Annotated in this window: 3 protein-coding genes; all 3 read right to left on the minus strand. The window is 54.6% G+C overall.

The window, feature by feature from the left end; translation table 11 throughout:
- Positions 1 to 12,445, minus strand: a 12,445-nt coding sequence (locus tag Q4E93_RS34225; protein WP_303592609.1) for a non-ribosomal peptide synthetase, incomplete at its 3' end; no start/stop codon positions are given.
- A gap of 22 nt (positions 12,446 to 12,467) precedes the next feature.
- Positions 12,468 to 21,350, minus strand: a complete 8,883-nt coding sequence (locus Q4E93_RS34230; protein WP_303592611.1) for a non-ribosomal peptide synthetase — start codon at positions 21,348 to 21,350, stop codon at positions 12,468 to 12,470.
- Between the two features lie 42 nt (positions 21,351 to 21,392).
- Positions 21,393 to 22,445: an LLM class flavin-dependent oxidoreductase gene (locus Q4E93_RS34235; RefSeq protein ID WP_303592613.1), complete on the minus strand. Its 1,053-nt coding sequence runs from the start codon at positions 22,443 to 22,445 to the stop codon at positions 21,393 to 21,395.
- Positions 22,446 to 22,450 lie beyond the last annotated feature (5 nt).

Here is a 22,450-nt window from a genome sequence, read left to right on the forward strand (position 1 = left end):
GCGGGCCCAGCAGCTCCCACACCGATACATCGAAGCAATAGGTCGTCTTCTGTAAGACAGCATCACCGGGTCCTAATGCAAAATATCGTTGTCCCCACTGCATCCGGTTGGAAACCCCTCTATGTTCCACCATCACGCCCTTCGGGCGGCCTGTCGAACCGGAGGTATACATCACATACGCCAGCTCCCCGCTGCCAACCTTCACGCCCACCGGACCATCCGCCATACCATCGCCCCACATAAGCCGCACATCTTCCTGTCTCAGCACGTACCGGGCTTCACTATCCGATACCATATAATTGATCCTTTCTTCAGGATAATCGGGATCTACCGGCACATACGCACCTCCCGCCTTCATGATCCCAAGGATCCCAACGATCATCTCAAATCCCCGCTCCACGCAGAGACACACCAGCTCCTCACGGCGCAGGCCTCTACCCAGCAGCGCATGCGCCACACGGTTGCTCCGCCTGTCCAGTTCCCCATAGCTCATCCCCTCACCTCCCGACCGTACCGCCACCGCAGCAGGATATCGAGCCGCCTGCTCCTCAAACAACTGCAGCACCGTATCGTCATTATCCCATCTCCTGGCACCGCTCTCATGGAGGGTCAGCAATTTCTCTTTCTCTTTCTCATCCATCACTGCATCGACGCTTAAAGTCCGCTGCTCATACATGGTGAAAGAGGTGAGGATCCTGATAAAATACCCGGCGGCACGCTGCAGCTCTTTCTCGCTGTACAGGTCGGTCGCGTAGGAAATACTGACACGTATATCATCGCCTGACTTGATAATCGTAAAGTCAAAAAAGGTGTTGGTATTTTCGTAAAAACTGTCCACGAGAGGCAGCTTTGACTTCGTATTGGCGTGGACGCCCCGGTAGATATGAAAGTCTACAAAATTAAAAAGGATGTCATACACAGGGTTTACGCCGGAGGCTTCTTCTCCAATGCTTTTAATGATTTCAAAGAAGGACAGCTTATCATAGGCTGTCAGCAACGCCAGCTTTTCACTGATGCTGTGGACAAGGCCCGCCGGCGCGGTCGCCCGGGAAAAATCCCAGCGGAAAGGGATGGCATTTAAGAAGCAGCCGACGATCTTGTCTCCGTCCTCTACGGCTGGCCGGCTGTTGGATACCAGGCCGATGACGACCTCTTCCGTATTAACGATCGATCTTATAAGATATAGGAACGCGGAAAAATATACGATCTTGACATTGACCTCCTGCCGCCCCGCAAAGCCGGCCACGGCATGGGCCAGGCCCTCGTCCAGGTCGATGGTAAACCTCCTGGTGACCTTGTCGCTCTCCAGCATCGCGGACTGCTTGTTAAAGGGCAGGCCCGTCCTTTTATACCCCTCCATCTCACTGGCCCAGAAGTTCCTCGTCTTTTCAGAAATCTTATGCCGCTGCTGATCGATGATAAAATCCTTATAAGACGCTTTCAGCAGGCCGGGTCTGAAGGCCGGATCTTCTTTTAGCCTGTAATATACATTGGTCAATTCTGTCATGAGGGAGGAGTTGCTCCACCCGTCGATGATGGCGTGATGGACAACCCATAATATGCAGTAGTCGTGCTCGTCCAGACGGGCGATGGCGAGCCGCCACAATCCTGGGTTGGCAAGATCGAAGGATGGCTGGTGATACCTGGCGACGAAGGCCAGCATAGCCTTCCGCTGCTCCTCCTCATCGCGCATGCGCATATCCGTGATATCCATGTCTATGACAAATGATCCGCCGGTATGCACGATCTGGACAGGCTCGGAGAAGTCGCCGGTGTTGAAGCTGGTTCGCAGCATAGGGTGTTTGTCCACCAAAAGGGCAAAGGCATTACGGAAAATATCCAGGTCAAAGGATTCGTCCTCTATCTGGTAAAGGAAGTAATCCTTGAATACGCCGGAAGCCGCGTGCAGCTGGCTGTGATACAGCATGCCTTTTTGAATATCGCTGACGGAGAACAGGTCTTCCCACCCGGACGGCAGCAGCCGGGAAAGCGTGGGATCGCCGGTTATCTCCTCGCGGAGCTTGTTGATTGACGGGGATCCCTGCAACAGATCTGCCCGGACAGGGACGGTAGCAACGACCGGTATCTCCAGGCAGCCGGCCAAGCCAGCAATGGTCTGGTGCTCGAAAATATCCTTTATCTCCAGGCTGGACCCAAAGGTCTTATTGATATCCACCACCAACCTGATGGCTTTGATGGAATCCCCGCCGATGGCAAAGAAGTTATCAAAGATGCCGATATCCCCATGTCCCAGCTTGTCCTGCCAGAGGGCAGCCAGCTGTTCTTCGATGGGATTACGGGGTCCAATGGTTGTCGCACCGGAAGATGTTTCCACCGATCCCAGCTCCGCCAGGTATTTCTTGTCCAACTTTCCGTTGGGTGTGAGGGGCAGCGCTTCTTCGAGCAGGATAAACCCCGAAGGCTGCATATATTGAGGCAGTGATGCCTGCAGGAATGCTTTCAGCCCGGGCAGGATATCGGGTGTGTCCGTCACGACATAGCCTGTCAGCTCCTTATCTCCTTCGGCCGTCTGTTTCACCAGGACCACGGCGTCCTTTACGGCATCGTAATCCCGGATACGCGTCTCTATTTCACCCAGTTCGATACGATAACCGTTGATCTTCAGCTGATCGTCCCGGCGGCCTTTGAATTCGATGGTATCCCCCGGCAGCCATCTTCCCTGATCCCCCGTCCTGTATAGCCGCTGGCCTTCTTTAAAAGGATGGGGAACGAATTTTTCAGCCGTCAGTCCCGGCAGGCCCAGGTAGCCTTTCGCCAGCCCTTTCCCCGAGAGGCAAATCTCCCCGATGGTCCCGCGGGGGAGGATATCCAGCTCCTCGCTGAGGATATATACATCGACGTTATCGATGGGTTTTCCGATTGGAATAGGCGCCGCAGCGGCAGCTGTCAGCCGGCAGGAAGTAGCCACCACCGTGTTCTCGGAAGGGCCATAGTTATTGACGATCTTATGTTCCGGGTGAAAGGTCCGCAATGTGTCTCCGCCGGTGAGTATCCACATCTCCTTATCCAGCGGCAGCTGTTGGCGTACCATCTGTTCATACACGGGCGTGGGAAGGAAGACATGCGTAATGGCCTCTTTCCGGAGGAATGCCGCAAATGCAACCATATCCAGCCTCAGCGGTTCTTCGATGGGGAATAAGGTGGCGCCGCTGAGCAGGTAAGGCCACAGCTCCCAGACGGAAGCATCAAAGCCGACACCGGCGTACAGGGTGGCCCTGCTGTCAGCATGGGTCTCAAAAGTCCTTATGTGCCAGCTGCACAGGTTGCGTAGCGATGCATGTTCCACCATCACGCCTTTCGGCTTTCCTGTAGACCCCGATGTATAAACGACATACGCCACCTGATCTTCGCAGGCAGGGACCCTATATTTTGAAGCCGGCTGCGGAAGCCCGTCCAGTTGAAGGTCCATGGCAAATATCTGCCCGTTGAAATACTCCAATACAGAGAACATCAGCTCGCTGGTAGTCAGGACGACCTTTATATTTCCATCCTTCAGCATATGATCGATCCGTTGTGACGGCAGGGAGGGGTCGATAGGCACATAAGCAGCTCCGGCTTTCAGCGCAGCCAGGATGGCGATGATCATCCAATCGCTGCGATCCAGCAGCACGGCTGACAGGTCATTGGGCTTTACCCCGGATACATCCCGCAGGTAAGCCGCCAGCCTGTCCGACACATCTTCCAGGGTAGCATAGCTGAGCCTCCGGCCGGCATAGACAATGGCCGTTGCATCCGGCGTTCTTTCCGCCTGAAGGGAGAACAACTCATGCACTGCCAGTGCGGGGAACGCCGGCTGTGTCTTTGCGGATACGTCCGCCAAGGCAACAACCTGCCCGCCACCTGTCACATCGGCGCCTGAAAGAACAGGCTTTTCATCGACGATACACCGGAGAATCCTTTGATAGTAAAGAACAAGGTCATCGATCTCGGCCGCTGTAAAAAGCCCGTCCAGGTAAGCGATTATAAGGAATATGTCCTCTTTATAACCATCGACGATAAAATTGAAGTTCGTGTTCACTATCTCATAGAAATACACGCCGGACCGGTTGATCTTCGTGTGCTCATGGATCTCTCCCATGATATGGAACTCGATATAGTTAAATATGATGTCATATATCGGGTTCTGCATAGTGACCTCTTCACCGATGGCTTTTAGTATGCCTGGCAGCGTGAGCTTATCATAGGATTTCAGTTGTTTGACCTTTTGGCTGATGGCGGCCACTGTCGCCGCAGGAGAGGAAGCTTTGTCGAATTTATGACGGAAGGGCACTGTATTCAGGAAGCATCCGAGTATCTTATCGCCATCTTCCACTTCCGGTCTGCCGCTGGCGACAAGCCCGATGGTAACATCGTTGGCATTGTTGGTATATTTCAACAGGTATAGGAATGCCGTCAGACAGACCTCCTTTATCGTCACCCCATGACGGACGGCATAGGCACGTATCATCCGCGACAGCTCCAGGCCAAACGGGGTATTGCGCCTTCCAAATTCTTTCTGGTCCCCGGCGGAAGGAAGGGATTTGTTAAAGGGAAAATCGGCCCGCTCATAATCCAGCAGCTCGTTTTGCCAATACCGGGTGATCTCCGGCACCTGCTGAAAGCGGAGCTGGTCGATGATAAAGTCCTTATAGCTGGCGCGCAGCCGGGTGACCTTGTAGGCGGCATCGGATTTGAGCCGGAAATATACATTGCTCAGCTCGGTGAGCAGGGAAGCGTTGCTCCACCCATCGATGATCGCGTGATGGTCAGTCCATAATATTCCCTGTTCATATCCGGATAATGCATAAACTTTCATTCTCCAAAGGCCTGGTGAAACGATATCGAAGGGGGTGTCCTTGTCTTCTTTCAGGTCTTGCCTGATCCGTTGCTGCTGCTCCTGGCGGGACAGCCTGCTGATATCTTCGAAAGGGATGTCCTTTCTCATAGCCGCCGTACGGTGGACTATCTGCACGGGTATCGCGAATTCATTCAGATGGAAGCTCGTGCGGAGTATCTCATGCTTGTCTATCAATTGATGGAAAGCCTGTACAAACAATGCATGGTCATAAGTGGGGTCTTCGACCTGGAAGAAGAACTGATCGCAGTAAATGGCCGACGTGGCATCCGACATATTGTGAAAGACCATGCCGAGCTCGATATCACTCATTGGATAGACATCCTCCCATCCCGCTGGCAGGCGCTGCGCCAGCGTGGGGTCTGAAAGCAGGCTGGTCTTCAATTGCTCTATGCTGGCTGTGATGCTGTCTTTACCTCCCGCTTGCGCCTGCGCATTCTCCCCGGCATAACGTATTTGGTCTGCCACGGCCGCTACCGTGGGATGGAGGAACAGCGTCCGCACGTCGACGGCATCCGTCGCTATTCTCTTATTAATGGCCATGGACAGCCGAATGGCCTTTATCGAGTCGCCGCCCAATTCAAAGAAGTTGGCATGGATCCCGACATCGTCCCTGGAGAGCACTTCCTTCCAGCATTCCACCAGCTCCTGCTCCAGGTTGTCCCTGGCTGCCTGGTATTCCGGTCCGGCATATGCCTGCAGCTGCATGTTCAGCAACAGCGCCTTTTTGTCGACCTTGCCACTGGGTGTCAGCGGGAACTCGTCCAGTACCACAAAATAGGCCGGGATCATGTAAGGAGGAAGGATCGCCATTATTTCTGCTCGTATCGGGCGGACATCGCTGGTCCCGCTGATAAATGCTATCAGGCTGTAATCGTCGTTCGCCTCTCTTTTGGCCACCACATGCGCCTCTCTGACACCGCTGGTCCGTAATAACGCAGTCTCTATCTCGCCCGTCTCTATACGGAAGCCCCGTACTTTCACCTGGTGGTCTTTTCTGCCGAGATATTGGATATCTCCATTCCAAAGCCGCATACCGACATCGCCGGAACAGTACAGGCGGTCTGCAGGATCGTATGGGTTTTGTATAAATCGGCCGGCGGTGAGTTCAGGCTTGTAAAGATAACCTTTGGCAACTCCTTTACCCCCCACTACTATTTCACCGGGCACCCCGGCAGGCAGCATCCTGTGCTCCTCGTCCATGATATAAATGCTGGTAGTGGGAATGGCCTGCCCGATATTGCTGATGCCTTCCGCGATCTCCTTTCCAGTGATCTTTTTATAGGTGGCGTGCACCGTGACTTCCGTGATGCCGTACATATTGACAAGCTCCACGTCAGGCCAGCGATAGTGAAAATCCTTTAGCTTGCCGGGGTTCAAAGCCTCACCACCGAATATCACATACCGCAACTGCAGCCTGCAATCCTTTCTCTCCCCGATGGCCTGCAGCAGATTGCCGAAAAGGGTCGGTATCTGGTTCAGCACGGTGACTCCTTCCCTTTCAAGAAGACGGAGAAAGAGGGAAGGGTTCTGGACAGTATCCTTGTCAGCAACCACGAGCCTGCCACCATACAGCAATGCGCCGAATATCTCCCAGATGGAAAAATCGAAGCACATGGAATGGAAAAGGGTCCAGGTGTCGGTGTCTTTGAACAGGAAAGGGAATTGATCGTTTACAAACAGGCGGGTCAAGTTGCCATGGTCTACCACTACGCCCTTGGGCATCCCCGTGGACCCTGACGTGTAGATGACATAGGCCGGGTCCGCCGGGCCGATAGTACGGGCCGGGTTATACGAAGGACAGGCGGCGATGTCGTCCCATTCCTGACGAAGGAAGATGGTACTGTCCCTGTCGAGTCCAAATGTTTCGATCATACCCTCATCCTCCGCGATACATGTCCTGATACCTGCATCCTGGATGATATACCGGATCCTTTCCGGAGGATATAAAGGGTCCAGCGGTACATAGATAGCGCCTGACTTCATTATTCCGAACATGGCGACCACCGACCATTCAGACCTGTCGACCAGCAAGCCTACGAAGTCACCCACGCCGATGGCATGTTTGTCATGAAGGTAGCTTGCCAGCTGGTTGGCCCACTGGTTCAGCCGGTGATAGCTCAGCTGCACCGTATTGCAGGTGAGGGCGATCTTATCCGGTGCAAGGGCCGCGTTGGTTTCAAACAGGTCGATGGGCGTCAATCCCGATGGGTAGGCCGCCTGTTCCTGCCGTAGAAGGGCTTGGAGTTCTTCCGGGTACAAAAAGTTGATCTCACTGATATCTATTTCCGGCCGGGCAACCGTCGCGGCAACGATCCGGTCTAAATGGCCTGCCAGCTGAACAATCCTGGCAGCTGCAAAAAGATCGGTGTTGTATTCTATGTTCAGCTGTAAGCCGCCCGCATGCCGTTGGAAAGTAAAGTTCAGATCGAACTTGCTGGTGTGGTCTTCCAGGGCAATGCCTTCTATCTCAAAACCGTCTATGGCAAATCCATCGGCCCCGTTGAAATCCGTGTTCTGCAATACCACGCAAATGTCAAACAAGGGGTTTCTGCCTGCATCTTTAACTGGGTCCAGGTCTTCGATCAATCTATCGAAAGGGTACGTCTGGTTGGCATAGGCCTTCAGACAGGTCTCCCGCACCGAACGCAGGAGGTCGGTGAACTTTGCATCCTTTGGAAAACGCGATCTCAGGACAATAGTATTGACATAACACCCGATCTGGTGCTCCAGCTCCGGCAGCGGCCGGCCGGCCACAGGAGTCCCGATGACAATATCTGATTGACCCGTATACTTATAGATCAGCACGTCGATTAGCGATACCAGCACCATGAACAGGCTGGCTTGCTGCTGCCTGCTGAGCAGGTCCAAAGCAGCGGTCGCCTCCTGGTCAAAAAAATGGCGGAAGGTCTGGCCATGATAGGTCTTGACAGCCGGCCTGGAGAAGTCTAACGGCAGATTGACTACGGGGGCATTCATCAGCTGTTCTTTCCAATATGTCCGGGAGGCGGCAAGGGTCCCTGCGGCCAGCTCCCGGTGTTGCCATACCGAGAAATCCTTGTATTGGATAGGCAAGGGCGGCAAAATATCCTTTCGCCTGCCTGCAGGCGCATGGTAGATACGCACCAGGTCATTGACAAAGACCTCGCAGGACCAGAAATCCGAAATGATATGGTGCATGCTGAAGAGGAAGATGAATTCCTTATCGGAAAGCTTTATCAATTGCGCTCTCACCAGCGGCCCCTTGTCGAGATGGAACATCCATGCGCCTTCTTCCCTGAGTCGGGTGGTCGCCAGCATTTCTGCATTGGACTCATGGCTGAGGTCCAGCAGGCTTAGCTTTCCGGTGGCGCCGCCATCGGAAGCGGATGCGCCGGCCGCTCCACCCTCAGGGTGGATCACCTGTCTCCACGTACCCTCTGCTTCGATAAAGGTTGTCCTCAGTGCCTGATGCCGCCGGACCACCAGGTCATAGCTTTCCGAAAATCCCGAGATATCCACTGCGCCTTTTATCCGGTATGCCCGGGTGATATTATACGCATTGGTCTCCTTTCCAATGTGCTGCAAGACCCAGATCCTTCGCTGGCTGTCCGACATTTCATAGCTGCTGCGAATAGGCGCAGGCTGGATGGTCAGCCCGCTCTCTTCCGCCGTGGGGTTGCATTGGGCATGTATATAGGCCGCCAGCTGCCCGGCCTGGCCGTATTCCAGTAAGGTTTCAAAATCCATGGACAGGCCAAACATTTCGTTGAGCCTCACCAGGACCCTGGACCCGTTGAGCGAATGGCCGCCAATCTCGAAGAAGTCGTCAGTGGCCGATATATTGGCGTGCCTGAGCACTTCTTTCCACACATCAATGACATACAGCAGTACCTGGTCCGGCGCCGTAACTGAATAAGCTTCCCGCGGGCCCATGCCGGCGGTCTCATCGCGCATGAGCGTCTCCGTTGATACACCGGAGCCCGTGCCCCCGCCGTCATCCACCAGGAAGTAGGGATTGGACGACTGGCGAAACAGTGCGTTGGCCACCACCATATTCGGGCCCTTGAAACCTGCGAGGTGCTGGAAAACTTCCGCCCCTTCCGCGGCAGTGATGGCCTTCAATATTCCCGCGCGCTTGTTGTAGCTTGTCTTGGAGGTGTCCCTGCCCATGCCCGTGCCGGCCCAAACGGGCCAGTTCACCGAAAGCATGCGCATACCTTTTTCGTGGAAGCAATCGTTTGCAAATGCATCCAGGTAAGCATTGGCAACCGTGTATTCCCAACTGTCTTTCTGGGGCACCCATGCATTGAGGGAAGAGGATAATATAAAAAAGTCAGGTTTCAGGATCCCAAAGAGCTTTTCCAGGTTTTTCACGCCTTCGATCTTAGGTCGTAATACAGCCATGCTCTCTTCTATCGTGCGATGCCCTGCGGCGGCATCCGCCGCTTTCGGTAAGTTCCCCGCCCCATGAATGATCCCCGTGATCCTGCCATATTCAGCGGCCATGGAGGTAGCTATCGCCCGCATGGCGGGTTCGTCGGCCACATCGGCAGAGCGGTATTCCACGGAAGAGCCCGCATTTTCCAGATATTGCAGGTCCCTGATCCGTTCTTTCAATCCCTCGTCCCTACTGTTAAGCAGGAGCTCCTCCCATTTTTCTTTTTCTCCGACGGCAGTCCTTCCGATGATGATAAAATGTCCGCGCGACTGCCGGGCGATGGTGCGGCAGAGCTGCATGCCCATACCCGTACCCCCTCCTGTTACCAGGTACACTGCGTCTGGCGGGAAATGATAGGCGGGCAGGCTGTCCGGTGGAACAGCCGTCAGTTGTTTCACATAACGCCGGCCGGAACGGTAGGCAAAGAACCGGAGATCGTCCTTGTCATTATATTGATACAGTATATATGCTGCAATATCATCGATAGTGTCGGTGTCCGTGTTGAAATCAACGGAGCCGATGACTGCTCCGGGATAGGCAGACAGCAGGCTTTTGAAAAATGCTTCGGATACGCTGTCGGGGATGGACAGCCGGTCTCCATCGGTCACCCGCTGCCCGTTGAAAGTAACATTTAAGAATTTTATGCGCCGTTGGAGCCTGCCCGCAAGCGCCTTTGCAAGGAACACCTGGCTAAAGCAGGAGGCATACACATCGTCCGTGGATGAATGAAGACGGATGACCCCTGTCAGCTCAATACCTTTCTGCCGAAGCATGTTCTCCAGGCAGGAGTAGTGCGCTTCCAATCTGTCATTGATGATATAGGCATCGTCATCCGGCATTTCAAAACCGACACCGTAAGACACCCGGATGCACCGGTTGCCTGCGGCCCGGAGCCTGTCAATAACTATATCCGCAACGCCATGGGTATCCGCCATGACAAGTATACATTCATCGGTGGGAGCGCTGGTCGGACCTGCGGGAGCATAAAGCGTCCATGCGGGCGTATATTGGTATTCCAGCCGGAAAGGCGCCGGCTCACCGATCCAGCAGCGCTTCCGGTCGAATTGATAACCGGGCAGCTCGATCCTGCATGCGTTCACCGGAAAATACTGGTTCCAGTCGATGTCGCTGCCGGCCATATAAGCTTCCGCTATATATCTATGAAACGCGCCGGCGGGGTCCTCATCCAGCGTTACCACCCGGTAGGGGCTGCTTTCCGTCCGGCATTCCCGCAATGCGGTGGAAATATCGCCCACAGGTCCCATCTCGAGAAAGTTCACCATCTGCCGGCCTGTCTCCATGTCGATGAGCTTTGCCACCCTGGACGCGATATCGCCTGGCGCCGCCGTATCGTCAAAGGCAAGGGCTTTTTGCAGCCCATCCTGCAGGGACGCATCCCCTTTGACCACCGCGATCACGCATTTTCCGATGCCGTTACCCACCAGGTAATTCGATCTGACACCGACAGATCCCAGCAGCCTGTGAAAGGCATACTGAAAGGCAAATGCATTAAAAGGGCCATTTCTCATCTCCGTCAGCGCCATGCATTCCCTGAACGCCTGGTCGAATAAGGGATGGCAGGCCCGGAAATGGTCCACCAGCGGAGCCTGGACTGTAATGCCGGAGTATACGAATATATTCCTGGTCACGCCGGCGGGCCGGCCGCGAAGGGCGGTAGTGGAAAGCCCATTCAACAGCCCATCCGTGGAGGACGCGACAACGGCATGCCTGTACGCGAAATGTTTTCTTCCTGTCGCCATCGTATAAGCGATATCCGTCATGGACAACCCGGGATGGGCAAGAAGATGGTCCCGCAACGCGAGTATATTGCGCTCGAGAGAGACCTGGCTGCCCCCGGACAGCACCACCGGGAGCTGTTCTTCGACTGCATGTAGCACAGTCTCCCGCACGGGAGCCTCCTCGAGGACGGCATGGCAATTCGTTCCCATCAACCCAAAAGAGCTGACGCCGGCGATCCTCTTCTTCCCTTCTGCAACTTCCCAATCCCGAAAGGCCGTGTTGACATATACAGCGCTATTGGAAAAGTCGATCAGGGGATTGGGCCTGTCGAAATGTAAGGAAGGGAACAACACTTTATACTTCAACGAAAGGATGGTCTTTATCAGACCGGCCAGACCTGCCACCGTGTCCGTATGACCGATATTCGTCTTGACAGCGGAAAGGGCGCAAAAGCCTTTTCTGGGAGTGTATGCACGAAAGGCAGTATTAAGCCCTTCTATCTCGATGGGGTCCCCGATCTTCGTGCCCGTCCCATGTGCTTCTATAAATCCTATATCTTCCGGGTCGATGCCTGCTTTTGACCAGGCCTTCCTGATCACTTCGGATTGTGCGACGGCATCCGGCGCGGTGAGGCTGGCGGAAAGAGCGCCATCGCTGTTCACGGCCGTGCCCCGGATCACCGCATGGATAATATCGTTGTCATCCAGGGCGGCCTGCAGGGGTTTGAGCAGGATACAGGCAACGGCTTCTCCCCCGGCAAGGCCATTGGCCTGCGCAGAAAAGCTCTTTGCTTTTCCATCAGGAGCCATGACGTCGAAATAATGCTGGTCATGTTCTTTTTCCGGAAGGAAGAGCGAGAGCCTCGCACCACATACCAGGGCATGCTTGCTATTGCCCAGGATCAAGTCATTACACGCTTCTTCCAGGGCCACCAGCGAAGAGGAACAGGTGGAATCGATGGCCAGTGCTTTACCACGCAGGTTGAAATACCGGGCGATCCTTCCCGCCGTCATCGCGTTCATGTTACCCGCCACCAGGGTGGCATCCCGCACTACGGCGAGCCGGTGATAATCCAGGTTGACATCCGCCATGAATAAGGAGGTGTCGCTGCCGTTAAAAAACGCGGGGCTGTACCCGGCATTCTCAAAAGCATGGTAAACCGTTTCCAGGAGCATCCTCTGTCTTGGGTCCATGTTCTGTGCCTCACCGGGAGATATATCAAAAAAAGAAAAGTCGAACTGGTCGATATCGTCGAGATAGCCGAATACCTGGTAGTCCTTATCCACAGCCAGACCGGTGTTCTTTATACGCCTGAGGTCGACTGGCCTTACGCTATCCATGGCAGACCTCAGGTTCTTGAAGAATTGCATCACCGAGTCCGCCTGGGGCAACCGTGCCGAAAATCCAATGACAGCTATAGATCTTTCCATAAATCCTGCAGAATAAATAGATTTAAAAAGGTATTTCCTTCATCTCCATTTCTTTACTGGAATAGCCGGGGCCTGATCGCCGGATCATCCTGCTTTGAGAGGCAATGGTGGCGTGACTAAAAAGAGAGGCTATGGTAAAACTGTCCGGGAACCGCTGGTTAAGGAGGTTCAGGAGCCTGACGCTTTTTAATGAGTCGCCGCCTGCTTTAAAGAAATTATCGTGAATGCCTATTTTCTCGAATAACAGGACATCTTTCCAGATGCCCGCAACAGCCTCTTCGATCTCATCACCGGGGCCTTCTTCTTCCCTGTCGATGGTGCCGGAAAGGGCAAGCGCACGCAGCGCATTAAAGTCTGTTTTCCCGGAGCTGGTGGTGGGAAGGTCTTCCACACGGACCAGTAAATGCGGGATCATATAGGCAGGCAGCTGAGCGCTCAGCCAGTCCTTCAGCTCCAGCTCATCTATCTGCCGGGATGCCGTATAATAAGCCAGAATATCCGAGGCCCCCTGGTTGTCCCTGACAAAGACGACCTCGTCCTTTATACCCGGGAATTTCCGGATGGCATGCCCGATCTCCTCCAGCTCTATCCGGTAGCCTCTCACCTTAACCTGAAAATCCTTTCTGCCCTGTAGCCGGATATTCCCATCGGCAGTCCAGCGGCCCAGGTCACCTGTCCTGTAAAGCTTTTTGCCGGGGGCCCAGGGATGGGGAAGGAATTTTTCTTCGTTCAGGTCAGGCCGCTGGTGGTACCCGATGGCCAGGCCGTCGCCGCCGATGTAGACCTCGCCGACCACGCCTGTGGGAAGAAGATGTTGGTGGTCATCCAATACATATACAGTGGTATTATCCAGTGGGGCGCCGATGGAATACAGGTGGTCTTCACAGGTAATTTGCCGGGAAGTGGACCACACGGTGGTTTCGGTAGGCCCATAAAAATTCCACAATTCCTTCGAATTTGCCAGCAGGAATTTGCCCAGGTTGACATTCAGCAGTTCGCCACCGGTGATACATTTTAACCTCCTGTCGCCTTGCCACCCGGCATTGCGCAGCATACTCCAGAATGTCGGCGTCGCCTGCATGAGGGTCGGTTGCATGCTTTCCATCCGCTGGATGACCTCGAATGGGTCCGACATCCCATTGATCAGTATGACCGAGGCGCCGGTGACCAGGGGGAGCATCAGCTCGGTGATGGAAATATCAAAGGAGAAGGTGGTGACCGCCATGATCCTGTCATGTGCGTCAGGATGCAGCCGGCGATCCATCGCCCACAGGTAATTGACGATCGAGCGATGGGATACCAGCACCCCTTTGGGCTGTCCCGTGGACCCGGAGGTATACATCAGGTAGGCCGCAGCAGCGGATGAGATGGAGGTTGCGGGGCCCATCACGGCATTTCCACTGCACCGGAGGTCCACAGGCGCGAGCGCAACCCCGGCAGGCGGCAGATAGCCCCCTGCCCCATGGGTCAGAACCAGCCGCGCCCCGCTGTCCCGGATGAGGAAGTCTATCCGCTGCGGCGGCAACTGCTTATCCACAGGAAGATAGGTAGCCCCGGCCTTTAATACGCCCAGCAGGGAGATCAATAACCATTCCGAGCGGTCGAGCAATAAGGCCACTACGGCCCCGTCAGTTACCCCATATTCCTTCCTGAGGACGCGGGCAAGATAATTGGCCCTGCTGTTCAATTCCCGGTAGGAGAAAGACTTGTCCCCGGTGATCACGGCAGTCCCGTCGGGCGTCTTTTCAGCCTGCTCCTCCACCAGTTGATGGATCAGCCGGTGGGAAGGGTATGCCTGCACCGTGTCATTGAATCGGTAGAGGAGGTCGTTCATTTCACTGGCAGGCAGCACCTCCGTGCTCTCAGGCAGGCCCGCCGGATCGAGGAATCCCCGCAACAGGGAGGTATAGTAGTGTTCGATCCTTTTCAGGTCCTCACGGTCATAAATATCCGGGGAAAAGATCATCGCCACCTTGTCTTCGCGCGGCCCTGCAATGATGGTAAAATCAAAGAAAGTATTGGTGTTCTCAAATCCTTTCACCAGGGGATCCATGACCTGCACACCGTCCGTTCGCAGTCCGTCCAGGGCAGACAGATCGACATAGTTGAAGATGATATCATAAACGGGATTGATGCCATGAACCTCGCTCCCGGAAAGCCGGGCGACCTCCGCAAATGACAGCTTGTCATACGCTTTGAGACGGATATAACGGTCATGCACAGCTTCCAGGATCGCTCCAAAGCTGGCGTGCGGCGGCAGCTGCACCCGGAAAGGCAGCGTATTCAGGAAACATCCAAGGACCTCATCCCCCTCTTCCGTCTCCATCCTCAGGTTACCCACCAGGCCAAAGACTATGTCCGAGGCGCCGGTGGTCAGCTTTAGCAAATAGCTGAAGGCGGCCAGGCAAACCACTTTTTTGCTCACCCGCGTTCTTACAGCTATGCTGTCCAGCAATCCATTATCCAGCGTAAAGGTATATACGTCGCTGTCCTTGGGGCCCTGATCATGGCTGGGCACGGTGCGATTGAAGGGCAGTTCGGTCCGTCTGTGGTCATGCAGCTCCTGCAGCCAGAAATCCCTTAGGACCGGGGAATGCCGGGCGCCGTATTGTTCGATGATATGATCCTTGAAAGTCGTCCGCAGGGGAGCAGGCACGAAACCGGGGTCCTTTTTCAACGCCTCATAGGTATTCACCAGCTCGGTAAGCAGGCTGGCGTTGCTCCAGCCGTCCAGGATGGCGTGGTGGAATACCCATAGTACAAAGTATTCATCGTTGCCAAGGGCGAATACCCTCATATACCAGAGGCCGGGAGAGGAAATATCGAATGGGACAGCTCTTTCCCTTCGGACCTGTTCTTTCAGACAGGTGGCCGCCTCCATACGGCTCATGCCGGATAGGTCTTCCAGCCGGACATCGATCTCCACCGCAGCAGGGACATATATGAGATGTAAGAATTCCGGGAAGTTCCTGATGTCGTAGCTCGTGCGAAGGATAGGATGACGCCGGATAAGCAGGGCGAACGCCTTTTTCAAAGTCATCTCATCGAAGGATGGATCTTTCACCTGGTAACAGAACTGGTCCTTATACATTCCCCCGGCGGCTCCTGTGAGGTTGTAATAGAGGATGCCTTTCTCGATGTCGCTTAAAGGATATGCGTCTTCCACCAATGGCGGCAAGTCATAACGTGGCAGGCCCGGGAGAGGTTCCGCCGCGGGCGCTTCGGGAAGGAGCAGGTTGCTCTGTGCCACCGAAGCCAGTTCCCGGATGCTGGGATGCCTGAACAGGTGGCTGACGCGCAGGCCCGCATGCAGCTGGCCGTTCACCCGCGCAACAAGCCGGATCGCCTTGAGGGAATCACCGCCGGAGAGAAAGAAATTTTCATCGATCCCGGTAGCGCCGATGCCCAGCACCTCTGTCCAGACGTCATAGATGGCCTGTTCGATCTCATCACCGGGTGCGGTCAACGACCGTGCCACGGCAGTGCCGTCGACGTCGAATAGCGGCAGCGCATTCCTGTCGACTTTGCCGCTGACGGTTAATGGGAAGCTTTCCATTCTCCTGTAAAAGGAAGGTATCATATAAGGGGGAAGCAGACCGGCCAGGTGCTGCCGGATAAGGACATCGTCGACGGGCTGATGAGACAGGTAATAGGCCACCAGGTGCCTGCTCCCTTCCTGACCCTGCATGCTTACTACTGCATCCCCGATGGAAGGGTGCTTCCTCAGGTTGTCCTCGATTTCTCCCAGCTCAATCCTGAATCCCCTGATCTTGACCTGGTGATCTTTCCTGCCTGTATACTCAATATTGCCGTCATCGAGCCACCTGCCGATGTCCCCCGTACGATAAAGCAATGTTCCTTCTTCGAACGGGTTGGGGACAAATTTTTCTGCGGTAATGTCAGGCCGGTGGAGATACCCTTTGGCCAGCCCTTTCCCGGCAATACATATTTCTCCGGGGACACCGATGGGCTGCAGCCGCAGGTTGTCGTCGAGCACATATAATTTAATGTTCCAGATGGGCTTTCCGATAGGCACCCGGTCATCGGAGGCGCTGGTCTCATAATAGCTGACATCCACCGCCGCCTCGGTAGGGCCGTATAAATTATGCAGAGGAATATCCAGCAGTTCGTAATGCCGCTTCACGGTGGAAATGCTCAGCGCTTCGCCGCTTGCAAAGACATATTTGAGGCTGGCAACCATGGGAATGGCTGCCGGCAGGTATTCCAGGAATTCGGTATACATGCCGGGAACAAAATGAAGGGCGGTGATCCCGTATTGCCGGATGTCACTTATCAAAAGCTCCGGCTCGTAAACATGCGCGCTATTACACAGCGCCATCCTGCAGCCCTTGCACAGGGGCATGAATATTTCCCAGACGGACACATCGAATATGTTGGGCGTCTTCTGGAGGATGACGTCGGACGGATCGAAACCATAATGGTTCCACATCCATTCGATCCTGTTTATCACTGGTTTATTCTCCATCATCACGCCCTTGGGCATGCCCGTCGAGCCGGAAGTATAAATGACATACAGGAGCCCTTCGCCGGATCCGTGTATCTCCGGCTTGCTGCTGCTATGATCATGTGCAATATTCCTCCATACATCCCTGAGATAAATAGTGGCAATTCCGGGAACCGCGCTGTCCGCGCTGACAAGCTTATCCGCAATGAGGACTTTCGCTCCGGCATCCTGCAGCATAAAGATCTTCCTGGACGCCGGGTAGGCAGGATCCACAGGGAGATAAGCCGCCCCGGATTTCAATATTCCCAGGATGCCGGCGATCATCCATTCCGTACGCTCCATTTCCAGGCCTATGATATCGCCCGGACTTACCCGGTGCTGCGTTATAAGGAAGTTAGCCACCTGGTTGGACCATTGGTCCAGCTGCCGGAAGGTCAGGCTGCGATCTTCATGAACAACGGAGATGGCATCCGGTCTGCATTCCGCCTGTCGTTCGAACATTTCCAGGATGCTGTTGCAGGGAGAGGCCTCCGCAAAAGTATCGTTAAAGTCCACCAATAGCCGATGCAGCTCTTCCTCTCCTATGCATTGCAGGCTTTCCAGCGGCGTCCCGCTGTCTTGCAAGGCGGACCTCAGCAAGGTGCAAAAACGGCTGGCAAGCAATTGCATGGTGCTTTGAACAAAAAGATCCGCATCGTAGGTGATGTTCAGTTCAATATGTTCATCCCTTTCATTGAATTGGAAGCAAACATCGAATTCGCTGTGGAGGCTTTCCGGTGTAAAAGGGCGGACCCGGATATCATGCAAGCTAACTTCCAGGTTCTGCCGGGATCTTGCATCATTCAATATGATCATCGCGTCGAACAGAGGACTTCTGCTGGGATCCCTGGCCAGGGCCAGGTCTTCCACCAGTCTGTCGAATGGGTATGCCTGGTTGGCATATGCCTCCAGCGCACATTGTCTCACCGCTTCCAGCAGTCCTGAAAAGCTCAGGTCGTCATTAAATTTCGTGCGCAGGGGCAATGTATTGATGAACAGCCCGATCTGCCCTTCCAGGTCAGGATGTTCCCTTCCGGCCACGGGCGTGCCGACGACTATATCTTTCTGGCCCGTATGTTTGTACAGCAGCGCATTCACTGCAGCGAGCAAGGTCATGAATAAGCTGACGCCATGATGCCGGCTGAATGCATAGGTATTCCCGGATAGTTCTTTATCCAGGATGACTTTTACCGAAGACCCCCTATATTTTTTTACGGCTCCCCGCTGCCTGTCTAAGGGAAGGTCCAGCCTGGGTATCTCTCCCCGGAACCTGTCTAACCAATACTGCTTCATGAGGCCGGTTTCCGGCTGCATCAATTGCAGGCCCTGCCAGTGCACATAATCTTTATATTGGACCTTCAAATCCGCGAGTCTTTCGCCCTGGCCGGAAGAATAGTAGTTGTACGATAATAACAGCTCTTTTATGAATACTTCCATGGACCACCCATCGGAAATGATATGATGCATGGTTATCACCAGCAAATGACGCAGGCTGCCGCGCTGTATGACACATACGCTTAAAAGCGGACCTTTTTCCAGGTGAAAGCAGGTCCGGGACGCGGACAGGACGGCCTCCCCGGCCAGAAGATCGCCGTCGGGCTGCGCTGAGATATCGCTGAACGCGATCCTGAATTTTTCCTCATCGTATTCGCCGATCACCTGGCACGGTCCCTCTTCACCTTTATCTGCGAATAAGGTCCTCAATGATTCATGTCGTTGTACAATATCCGCATACGCATTCTCCAGGGCAGGCCTGTTGAGCGTTCCGTCTATCTCATAAGCCTGGCTGATGTTATAAAGCGCTTTATTGTCGGATAGCTGATCGATGATCCAGATGCGGCGCTGGGCATTGGATATTTCATATTGCTCCCGTGCACTCACCCGCTGGATGGGGATATATGAGCTGCCGACCCGCATTTTCACAACACCGCCCAGCGCTTCGATAGTGGGGTACTCGAAGACGGTCTGTATTTCCAGTCTTACCCCCAGCCGTTTTCTGACCCGCGATGCCACCTGTGTCGCTTTCAGCGAATGACCTCCCAGCTCAAAAAAATTGTCGCTTACACCCACTTCCACCAAACCCAGTACCTCCTTCCAGATCTCCGCCAGCGCCGATTCCACTTCATCCGACGGCCCCCGGTGCCCATCTCCTTTCATGCCGGCCCCTGCCTCCTCCTTCGGCTCCGGGAGCTTTCGCCGGTCAATCTTCCCATTTTCCGTCAACGGCATCCGCTGAAGCTCCACCACTTCACGCGGGATCAGCTGCAAGGGCAGCCTGCCTTCCAGGGCCCTGCGCCAGTCGTACGCTTCCTTTCCATCAGCCTCCTCCCGTACCACATAACCTATCAGGTATTTATTCCCCTGCTCATCTTCCCTATCGACCACCACCGACTCCTTCACGCCCGCGATCCGCATCAGCTCATATTCTATCTCCCCCAGTTCCACCCGGTGGCCCCGTATCTTCACCTGGTGGTCACGGCGGCCATAATACTCTACGTTCCCATCCTCCCGCCACCGCCCAACATCCCCCGTCCGGTACATCCGCACTCCTTTCAGGTACGGGTCTTCTTTAAACACAGCCTTGCTTCTCTCCTCATCCCGCCAGTATCCACGGCCTACGCCTGCACCCGACACGCAGATCTCTCCCTTCACACCCACGGGGCACATACGCAGCTGATCGTCCATAATATAGATCCGCATGTTCCGGATTACCCTGCCCACGGGTATCCTGTCACCTTCCATCTCTCCTCCCACGCAGTAATGTGTAATGTCATCCGACGCTTCCGTCGGCCCATAGGCATTCACCATTCTTATTCCTCCATATCGGGCCTTCCACCGCTCCACCAGCTTCCCTTTCAGCTCCTCCCCCGTCACCAGCAGCCAGCGCAACATACCCAGTCCCTCCACTCCCAACCCTGTTTCCTCCAGCGTATCCAGCAGCACCGTCAAATAGCTCGGCACCACTTCCAGCACCGTTATCCCATCTTCCGCCACCTTCCTTATAAATCCTTCCACCGACAACAATATTCCGTTGTCGTAGACCACCACCTCGCCCCCTTTCATCAAGGAAGTCCACATCTGCCACACCGATATGTCAAAACTCTCCTTCGCGTTCTGCGCAATCCGGCTCCTCTCATCTATCCCTAACAACTCCACCTTCGCATACAAATGGTTCAGCATGCCGCCATGTTCGATCATTGCACCCTTCGGGAGACCCGTCGACCCCGACGTGTAAATGACATAGGCCAACCCTCCGGTATCCCATCTCCGCTCCACCGCCATCCCCGGCTGCGCCAGTATTTCCTCATCATCCAATGTCACCCGCCGCAGCCCGGCTCCCAAACCCTCTCTTCCCGCTGCCGCGCTCACCCATACTTTCGCCTGCGTATCCTCCAGTATATAATTTATCCGTTCATCCGGGTACGATGGGTCCACGGGCACATAGCCTCCTCCCGCCTTCCATATCCCAAGGATGGCAACCATCATCTCCCTTCCGCGCTGCATGCACACGGGCACCAGCTCATCCCTTCCCACCCCCAGCGCTACCAGTACCCGGCTCAGCCGGTTGCTCCGCTCTTCCAGATCCCCATACGTCATCTCTCCTTCGCTATCCTTTATACATATACGATCCCAATGCTGCAGCGCCTGCAACCTCAGCACATCTACCACCGTCTGTCCTTCCTCCATCCTCACTTCCGGCCCCTTCATCTGCTCCGACAGTAACAATGCTTCCGCATACGGCAATACCTCGAACTCCCTTAGCTGCGCCCCCCCGTGTTCCGCCATCCACTCCAGCAATCTGACATAATTACCCCCCAGCCGGCTCGCATAGTCCTCTCCCAGCCACTCGCCATATTCCAGCACCAGCTCACTCCCTTCCTTCTCCTGGCGCAACATCACGCCGCACACCGGCAGCTCCGACAGATCCTGCAACGCCCCATCACCGTACCCCGCCTCCAGCAGCACCGACAAATCATAGCCTCTGTCCTTACGCACCTTCTCCACCAACTCCCGGTAAGCGTATCCACTGTGACGCAATGCCTCCCCAACCAGGTCCTTATAAAATTTCAACAGTTCCCTCACCGTTAGCTCCCCTCGCAGCCGTCCCCGTACCAGGCACAGATTACCACCTGCACCCAGCTCCGGCGTCACCACGATCACTTCCTCGTTGCCGCTGTACACGCTCAGCAGGTACGCCCACGCGCTCAAACCATAGATCAACCGGCCCGCCTCAGCTCCCCCCGTTATCTCCCGGATCCTCGTCATCAAACCCTCCGGCAGCAAAATGCGCTTCAGGCGACGGGTAGATCCTTTACCCCTGCTCATACCCAGCTGCAGTGGCGTGACGGGTTCGGAAAACCGATGCAGCCAATAATTCTCAACTATAATATTTTTCGACATAAGATAAGATGCAATGGTTGTATAATTCCCCGGCGCCGACACTCAGGACACCAGATCAGCCTGCTTTTCGGAATAATATTGGCTGCATATCTTCTGTTCAGTCAGTTTTAATACATTGGAAATGTGCCAAAGCTCGTCTTCGCCCGGAGGCACTTCGATCACCAGCGGATCGAACCCGTTGATGACATACCTCACCATGGAATCCGACAACTCATCATAGCTTCCGACGTGATAGGGACAGTCCGATTTAAAGTTCTTGAAGGGCTGCAGGTTATACGTAGAGTCCGGCAGCTCGGCAAAATCGTTCAATTCCCTTTTCCATTTGCCGTCCGTGTTGGTCATGGAGTATTCCATCAGGTCCTTGTCCTCTTCCGTGCCGTAAAAAAGTTCATTGAGCCTTTCCGTGGCGTCCACCCTGCTTTCCCTGGCGATGATGCCGAAATGCAGGCCGAAATGTAGTTTTTCCGCAAGCTCGCTTTGCTGCAACCCTTCCACCGGCTTGGCCATGCCCATTTTATTGGCGCCCACGATCTTTGCAGCCTGGGAAGATTCTTCAGAAGCGCCCGCAACAAAGAACACAGGCTTGAGTTTTTCCGGCAGATTGCTGGATAGCTTGGCATTCTTCAATTTATAGAACTTGCCGTCAAAGGTCAGGGGCTTGACGTCATTCAGCAGCCCGTCGATGATCTGGATAAACTCCACCAGCCTTTTATACCTGTCATCGTGTGCCGTGGTATCCCCAAGGGCGGCCAGGTCAGTTTTGGAAGTGCCGGTGATAAAGTTTATATAGACCTTGCGCTGATATAAGGAGGCCAATGAAAGTATCTTTTTTGCCACCAGGAAGGGGTGCATATATGCAGGGTTGGCGGCGATGAATGGCGACAAGGTCTCCGAGTTATTCAACACCGCCTGCGCAAATACCCATGGTTCGATGTTGCCCCTGTTGCTTTCGAACAGCAGCAGCCCGGTGTAGCGGTACTCCTCTGAAAGCCTGATAAATTCTTTCAGGTCTCTAAAAGCATATTCCTGGATGCTTTCCTCCCGGTATAAAACCGAGAAGACGTCAACAGAGCGATCAGGCAGGTGTAATTTCATATTGG

The sequence above is a fragment of the Flavitalea plasmicola genome (genome assembly GCF_030546645.1).
Taxonomy (GTDB): domain Bacteria; phylum Bacteroidota; class Bacteroidia; order Chitinophagales; family Chitinophagaceae; genus Puia.

Excerpts from the sequence above, each read along its gene's own strand:
- Q4E93_RS34235 (WP_303592613.1), bottom strand. The coding sequence starts at position 22,445 with ATGAAATTACACCTGCCTGATCGCTCTGTTGACGTCTTCTCGGTTTTA.
- Q4E93_RS34230 (WP_303592611.1), bottom strand. The coding sequence starts at position 21,350 with ATGTCGAAAAATATTATAGTTGAGAATTATTGGCTGCATCGGTTTTCC.